Below are 6,268 nucleotides of genomic sequence, written 5' to 3'. Positions count from 1 at the left end.
GGACCCTGTGGGAGAGTAGGACGCCGCCGAACAATCATTGCACTGTGGCCCCCTGACGATATGTCAGGGGGCCACAGGCATGTCCGGGGCCGGTCAGATCTCGATGGCAAATCTGTCGTCCGCGCCACCGACGTAGCGGGTGGCGACAGAGTCGGCGTGCGGCACGAGCAGTTCCTGCAATTCGTCTGCGGCTGCCTTGAGGAAGTGGCCGTCGCGTGTGGCATGCAGGGTTTCGAGGACGAAGGCCACCTGCGTCGAGTCCTCCGTCACCCGGGTGCGGTGGGCGTCGCGGTGGTTCCACTGGCGGGTCAGGACTCCGGCGTTGTCCGTGTAGACGACTTCGCCGGGTGCCGGGCGCTCGACGGTGTCGGGCTCTCCGAGTGGGATGAAGGACTCGGTGCCGACGGCGCGGTGGATGCGGATGTCGCCCACCACCTGGTCAAGGTCGAAGGCGCCGGCCGGCAGTCCGTTTCTCACCGACGCCGCGTTGTAGGAGTCGACCGCAGGGTTGATTCGGGGCAGGCTTCCCCTCTTGGCCAGGCGGCGGCCGAGGGCGTCCACGCTGGGGCGGATACGGCGGGGGTTGGTGCCCCAGGAGCGGTAGGCGGTGTGCCAGGCCGCGATACGCGGGTCGGTCTCGTCGGCCGGCTGCCATGTGCCCTCGGCAAGTTGCCGTTCCAACTCCTCCAGTGCACGGCCGGTTTGAGGCCAGGGCTCATGGCCGCGGAGGCCGGAGGCGGTGACGACGGCGATGAGCGTGTCAGGGAAGGCGTCGGCCACGACTCGGTCGAGTCGGAAGTGGGGCATGGGCGGTTGTCCGTTCGGTGAGTAGGTGGCAAGTGCGAGTCTTGGCGTTCTCAGGCGAGGGCGAGCAGGCTGACCGCGACCGCGGCCGTGCCCAGGCCGACGAGTTGGCCGCGGTGGATGCGTTCGGCGAGTACGGCGCGGGCGAGCAGTACGGTTCCCGCGGGGTAGAGGGCGGTGATCACGGCGACGACGGTGAGGTCTCCGCTGCGGACGGCGAGGAGGAAGAGCAGGTTGGCCACCGAGTCCAGCACCCCGGCCGCCGCGGACAGGCCGTAGGCGGGCCGCTCCGGGCCCAGGTGTCGGCGCAGCAGCCCGGCGGCGGCCAGGGTGACGGCCGACGAGACGGCGCGTCCGACGATGAGCGGAGCGACCCCGCTTTCGTGCGGGGCCTGGTGCAGGAAGATCAGCTGCAGCGCGATGGCGCCGCCTGCGCCGAAGGCCAGCAGCAGGGCGATCCGCGAGGGCCTGCCGGCCCCACCGCCGTCGCCCGCGCTGACGAGGACCACGGCGACCAGAGCGAGGGGCAGCCCCACCAGCCCTGCCGCACCGAGGTGTTCGCCCTGCAGCAGTCCGACGGCGACCGGGAGCGCTGCGGACACCAGCGCTGTGACGGGGGACAGGACGTTCATCGGGCCGATCGCCAGAGTCCGGTAGAGCAGGGCGAAGGCCGCAGCCGAGGCGACGCCGGACGCCGCGCCCCAGACGACCGCTCCTGCGCTGAAGCTCGCGCCGAGCAGCGGCCAGAGCAGTACCTCGACGGCGAGGCTGGCCGGGGCGGCGATGAGCACGGTGCGCAGGACGTGCGCTTTCCGGGCACCGAGGCCGCCGAAGAAGTCGGCACAGCCGTAGGCGAGTGAGCTTCCCAGGGCGAGCAGCAGAGCGAGCACCAGTGGATCCCTTACCATTCAGTGGAACGACCACAACGTACAACGGATCGACCGGTGAGGCCAACGGATCGACCTCTCGGTTCATCGGACTGGCCCGTTGGTGAGGAAGTGATCAGGTGACCGAGACGGCGGCCGCCCTGCGGACGGTGGCGTACAACGTCCGGGCGGCACGGACCCGTGCGGGGTTGTCCCTGGAGGAGCTCAGTCGGCGGGCGCAGGTCAGCAAGGGCGCCCTGGTGGGGCTGGAGAAGGCCCAGGGCAACCCGAACCTGGCCACGCTGGTCCGCCTCGCGGACACGCTGGGGATCTCGGTGTCCGCACTGATGCAGGGGCCGTCCGAGGGGAGGGTTCGCGTCGTGTCCACGGAAGCCGTCGCCCCGTTGTGGACCGGCGCACGGGGCAGTGAGGCCCGGCTCATGCTGACGACATCGGGCCCCGCCCCTGTCGAGGTCTGGCGGTGGCGGCTGGAGCCCGAGGAGGAGTACCCGAGCCACCCGCACCAGGGGGGCGTGGTGGAGACCGTCAGTGTGACGTCGGGCCGGATGGTCCTGGTCGTTGATGGTGCAGAGTACGAGGTGGGGGCGGGGCAGACCGCGACGTTCAACGGCGATGTCGCGCATGCCTATCGCGGAGCGGGGGAGGAGAGTTGCGACCTCGTCATGACGGTTCACCTGCCGCCGGGCCCGGGGACGGCGGCGGAGGGCGCGGGTTGAGGACGGGCGCGGGACGCCTGCAACGGCATTGAGGGTGACGCGATCTGACTGGCCGTGCTGCTCGCGTCCGCTCGCCCGACCACGCAACCGCGAAGGGGAGCGGCGGGCGGCGGCGCGAGGGAGCGGCGAGTCGTGGCGCGGGCGCGGGCGGCCCCTTGGGGGTTGCCTCGCGAGGCGGACGCCGATTCGGAGAGGCCCCAGGGCGTGTGGCGGGTTGGAGGGGGTATCGGCCTGACTGTCGCCAAACCGCCACAGAGGTCTGCCTGCTCGCCGCGCTCGTTTGGGCGCCCGTGCGTCGGCCGACGCTGGGCGGATGCGCTTCTTCGGAATGGGCCCCGGCATTGGTCTGACGACGGGCCATCGGTTGACCTGCGGCGGATCCGATTTCTGAAGGGCTACCGATGTGGCGGGTTGGAGGGGATTCGGATGCGGCTGTCGCTGAGCCGCCAGTGAGCCCAAGCCCCGGACCTGCGAAGCGCTCGGGCCGCGCGCCGCCCAAGACCCGTCGCGGAGGCAGGCTCAACGGCAGGACGCCTGTGGCGGGTTGGAGGGAGTACCGGCGCCGGCGTCGCTGAACCGCCCGGCGGTCATGCATGCTCACCGCCCGGGGCCCGGCCGGGTGAGCGCCTCGCGGCACCCGGCCGCGGCGGCTGGCCCACGCCCGGCGCCGTCCTTGTCGTTGCGTCGTTTCAGCGAGCGGAGCGAGCAGCACGAACCTCAGCCTCGGCCCACGGTGAATGCCGTTGCAGACGTGGCCGCCGCGTACTGCTTCCGGGCAACTCGCGGCAGAGGACGGAACGTACTCGCGCCGGTGCCCCCCGGGGCGTACTCGCGTCGGCACCCCGCGGGATGTGCCCGCGCCGGTGCCCCCCGGGGCGTACTCGCGTCGGCACCCCGCGGGATGTGCTCGCGTCGGTACCCATGGGACGTGCCCGCGTCGGTACCCATGGGACGTGCCCGCGTCGGCACCCCGGGGCGTACTCGCGTCGGCACCCCCCGGGATGTGCCCGCGCCGGCACCCCCCGGGACGTGCCCGCGCAGGCGCCACGGGGCGCCCGTGCCTGCGCCCGCCGCGCGCGGGCCGGCGGCACCTTGCGCACCGGACGGCCGAGGTCAGAGTGGATGGCGGATCAGCAGGGTGGCGTGGACCGCGACCTCGCCCAGCGCAGCGTAGGTGTGGGGGACATCCGACCGGAACGACCCGTGTTCGCCCGCGCGCAGCGTGAGCGGCGCGCTGGGCGGGCCGACCAGGGCCACCCCCTGAAAGACCGTCAGGTGCTCGGTCACGCGGGGTCCGTGCGCGGGTGAGATCTGGCGGACACCGGGGCGGATCTCCAAGCGGTACAGCTCCGTGCTGACGCCGCCGTCCTCGAAGCGCTCCAGCAGGCGCGCGGTCACCGCCGTGCCCTCCACCTCGGGCGCCTCTGCGGACGGCGGGGGCAGGAACGCGGCCAGCGGGACGCCGAGTTGGCCGGCGAGGGCGTACAGGGTCTCCGCGGTCGGGTTGCGGGTGCCCGTCTCCAGGCCGGAGAGCGTCGCCTTGCCGATGCCCGCGCGACGGGCCAGCTCGGAGAGGCTGAGTCCGCGTTCGGTGCGCAGCCGCCGGACCCGGCGGCCGGTCTCGGCGGCAGCGGCGGCGGTCCAGGGGCGGGAGAACTCCATTGGCTGAGTATCGCCCACGCGCTACTGTTCCGTATATGGAACGAGAGCGGGTGCGTCCAGAGCGAGTGGAACGAACGGCCGAGCGCGGCAGCCTCGCCCAGCCGGTGCTCGCCGGGGTGGTCACCGCCCTGGTGGGATTCAGCAGCTCCTTCGTACTCGTCCTCGCCGGTCTGCGGTCCGTCGGTGCGAGTGGCGCGCAAGCCGTGTCCGGTCTGCTGCTGCTCAGCGTCGGCATGGGCGCCCTCGCGATCTGGCTCGGGCTGCGCCACCGCCAGCCCGTCAGCATCGCCTGGTCCACGCCCGGGGCGGCGCTCCTCGTCGCGTCCGGCGTACCCGCGGGCGGATACCGCTACGCCGTGGGGGCCTTCCTCGTCTGCGGCCTGTTGCTCACGCTGACCGGACTCTGGTCCCGGCTGCGGGAGTTGGTGACCGCGATTCCCGCTCCGCTCGCGACCGCGCTGCTCGCGGGGGTGATCCTGCCGCTGTGCCTGGCGCCGGTGCAGGCCGCCGTGAAGCTGCCCGCGCTCGCCCTGCCGGTGATCGGCGTCTGGGCCGTGCTCACCCGGTACGCGCGCCGCTGGGCGACACCGGGGGCGGTAGCGACCGCCGTCGTGGTGGTGCTGGTCCACCCCGTACGCCAGGGCGGCCCCGCGCTGGGCCTGCTGCCGACGGTCACCGTCACCGCGCCCGGGTTCAGCCTGGCCGCGCTGGTCGGCATCGCGCTTCCGCTCTACGTGATCACGATGGCCTCGCAGAACATCCCGGGCATCGCCGTGCTCCGGCATTTCGGCTACGAGCCGCCGGTGCGGGCCGCGTTGACCGGCGCCGGGCTGGTCAGCACCGCCGGGGCACTCGGGGGCGGCTTCGCGGTCAACCTCGCCGCGATCAGCGCCGCGCTCGCGGCCGGACCCGACGCGGGGCCGGATCCGAAGCGGCGCTGGGTCGCCTCCGTCACCGCCGGCGGCCTCTACGTCGTGCTCGGCCTGTCGGCCGGACTCGCCGCCGCCCTGCTCACCAGCGCCCCGCCGCTGCTGGTCGAGGCGGCCGCCGGGCTGGCCCTGCTGCCGACGCTCGGCTCGGCGCTGGCCTCCGCCCTCGGCGCCCCCGAGCACCGGGAGGCGGCCGTGCTGACCTTCGCCGTGACCGCGTCGGGGATCTCCGCCTTCGGCATCGGCGCTCCCTTCTGGGCCCTGCTCGCCGGTCTGCTCGCCTACCGGCTGCTGCCTGCGGCGACACCGGCCGCGTCGACCACCCCGCGCGTGCGCGGGTAGCGGCCGGGCACTACGGTGTCGGCACCAACTGGTGCGGTGGCCCCTGGGCCGGATGTCGGAGAACGGCGCAGATGCAGAACCTGACGATGTCGTGGCAGACCGCGGGCGCGGTCGCGGCGGTGGCGCTGGCCTCCGGCGCGGCGGTCCGCCGTACCGGCCGCGAGTCGGCGGGCCTGGTGCTGCGCGAGATCGGCACGGTGCTGGCGCTGTTCTCGGTCTGGCAGTTCGCCGGGACGCTCTCGGTGATGGGCTCGGAGGACGCGACCGGCCGCGCCCAGTGGGTCTGGGACACCGAGCGCAGCCTGGGCCTCCCCAGCGAACGCACCCTGCAGCACTGGGTGCTGCCGCACCCGTGGCTGGTGCAGGGGGCCAACTACTACTACGCGACGATGCACTTCGGGGCGGTCATCGCGCTGTTGGTCTGGCTGTTCCTGAGGCATCGTCAGTACTACCCGTGGGCGCGGATGACGCTGGTGCTGGTGACCGCGTCCTCGCTGGCGGTCCAGCTGGTCCCGGTCGCCCCGCCCCGGCTGCTCCCGGCGGCGGGCATGGCGGACACGGCGGTCCAGTACGGCCAGTCCGTCTACGGGACGACGATCGGCGGAGTGCAGGCGGACGCCTACTCGGCGATGCCCTCGGTGCACGTGGCCTGGTGCGTGCTGGTCGCGGTGGCGGTGGTGCGCGCCGGCCGCAGCCGCTGGCGCTGGCTCGCGGTGCTGCATCCGGTGCTGACGGTGTTGGTCGTCGTGGTGACCGCGAACCACTTCTGGCTGGACGGGGTCGCCGCGCTGGTCCTGCTGGGCGCCTCGTACGCGGTCCAGGCGGGGGCGTCCCGTATCCGGGCGCGGGTGCGGGCCCCGCAGCCGCGGGAGGAACTGCCCGAGCAGTCGCCCGCGGAGGTCGGCGCCGAGCGGTGACGCCCTGGCCC

The 6,268-nt window shown here is 73.4% G+C and carries 6 protein-coding genes; 3 read left to right on the top strand and 3 right to left on the bottom strand.

Translation table 11 applies throughout. The features are described 5' to 3' along the window. Nucleotides 1-93 precede the first annotated feature (93 nt). Complete coding sequence (locus tag ACFP3V_RS18165) at nt 94-807, bottom strand: B3/B4 domain-containing protein (RefSeq protein WP_380584665.1); 714 nt, start codon at nt 805-807, stop codon at nt 94-96. 50 nt (nt 808-857) lie between these two features. Then, complete coding sequence (locus ACFP3V_RS18160; protein ID WP_380584664.1) at nt 858-1,694, bottom strand: EamA family transporter; 837 nt, start codon at nt 1,692-1,694, stop codon at nt 858-860. Nucleotides 1,695-1,810: 116 nt separating this feature from the next. Between ACFP3V_RS18160 and ACFP3V_RS18155 the strand changes: the two genes are divergently transcribed. After that, on the top strand, nt 1,811-2,407 hold the full coding sequence (locus tag ACFP3V_RS18155) for a helix-turn-helix domain-containing protein (RefSeq protein ID WP_380584662.1): 597 nt from the start codon (nt 1,811-1,813) through the stop codon (nt 2,405-2,407). A gap of 1,113 nt (nt 2,408-3,520) precedes the next feature. Here ACFP3V_RS18155 and ACFP3V_RS18150 read toward each other — a convergent pair. Then, entirely contained in the window at nt 3,521-4,069 is a 549-nt protein-coding gene (locus ACFP3V_RS18150) for a helix-turn-helix domain-containing protein (RefSeq protein WP_380584660.1), read from the bottom strand. Between the two features lie 50 nt (nt 4,070-4,119). Here ACFP3V_RS18150 and ACFP3V_RS18145 point away from each other — a divergent pair, with 50 nt between their 5' ends. Both ACFP3V_RS18145 and ACFP3V_RS18140 read left to right on the top strand, forming a co-directional pair. After that, a complete protein-coding gene (locus ACFP3V_RS18145) occupies nt 4,120-5,340 on the top strand; it encodes a benzoate/H(+) symporter BenE family transporter (protein WP_380584658.1) in 1,221 nt (406 codons plus the stop codon). Between the two features lie 71 nt (nt 5,341-5,411). Next, complete coding sequence (locus ACFP3V_RS18140) at nt 5,412-6,257, top strand: phosphatase PAP2 family protein (RefSeq protein ID WP_380584656.1); 846 nt, start codon at nt 5,412-5,414, stop codon at nt 6,255-6,257. Nucleotides 6,258-6,268 lie beyond the last annotated feature (11 nt).

The organism is Streptacidiphilus monticola (assembly GCF_042658505.1).
GTDB lineage: Bacteria > Actinomycetota > Actinomycetes > Streptomycetales > Streptomycetaceae > Streptacidiphilus > Streptacidiphilus monticola.
This window is presented reverse-complemented; position numbering and strand designations above follow the sequence as displayed.

Coding starts and splice junctions, on each gene's coding strand:
- ACFP3V_RS18165 (WP_380584665.1), bottom strand. CDS start 807: ATGCCCCACTTCCGACTCGACCGAGTCGTGGCCGACGCCTTCCCTGAC.
- ACFP3V_RS18140 (WP_380584656.1), top strand. CDS start 5,412: ATGCAGAACCTGACGATGTCGTGGCAGACCGCGGGCGCGGTCGCGGCG.
- ACFP3V_RS18150 (WP_380584660.1), bottom strand. CDS start 4,069: ATGGAGTTCTCCCGCCCCTGGACCGCCGCCGCTGCCGCCGAGACCGGC.